The organism is Geodermatophilus sabuli (assembly GCF_010686765.1).
GTDB lineage: Bacteria > Actinomycetota > Actinomycetes > Mycobacteriales > Geodermatophilaceae > Geodermatophilus > Geodermatophilus sabuli_A.
In genome coordinates this window covers 1-517 of sequence record NZ_JAAGWF010000114.1, presented here as the reverse complement: position 1 = coordinate 517, position 517 = coordinate 1, and the positions used below count along the sequence as shown (strand labels likewise).

General features: G+C 50.3%; 1 protein-coding gene. It reads right to left on the bottom strand.

Going from position 1 to position 517, the window contains the following annotated elements; genetic code table 11:
• Nucleotides 1–262: 262 nt before the first annotated feature.
• A complete protein-coding gene (locus GCU56_RS25815) occupies nucleotides 263–427 on the bottom strand; it encodes a YdaE family protein (RefSeq protein WP_176260652.1) in 165 nt (54 codons plus the stop codon).
• Nucleotides 428–517 lie beyond the last annotated feature (90 nt).

Below are 517 nucleotides of genomic sequence, written 5' to 3'. Positions count from 1 at the left end.
GCATCTTCCAGCTCAACATCGAGCTGGAGGTTTGCACGGGCTTCTGATTTCGCAGTGAACCAAATCACCGCGTCGTCTTTGCCAGATTTCTGCGTAGCCTTAACTACATAGAAAAATTCCATGTGAGATCCTCTTTTTTGGATGTAAGATCCCCGGGCCAGAGATAGCGCCCATTGGGTGAACTTTGGTTTTTTAAGTAGTTTTCCGGTGTAACTTTGGTCGGGAGCACCGGACGTACGGGCCGCCTTGCGCGGCTTTTACGTTAGCTTTCGTGGGCCATCTGGTCGTACGAAGCACAACGTTCAGAGCAGTATTCTTTTTCTTTGCGCGCCAGCTGTGCGCCGTTGCGATAGAGAAGGGTACTTTTGACTACTTCCTCCGGTTTAACCGGCTTGTCGCAGTAACCGCATTTCTTAGAGTTACACATCTGGATTCCCCTTTTGCGCCAGCAGGTAACAGAGCCGACGAAGAATCACTTCGAAGAAATTCAGTTTTACGGCCTGCTGCCGTCCTGGTT

Coding starts and splice junctions, on each gene's coding strand:
- GCU56_RS25815 (WP_176260652.1), bottom strand. CDS start 427: ATGTGTAACTCTAAGAAATGCGGTTACTGCGACAAGCCGGTTAAACCG.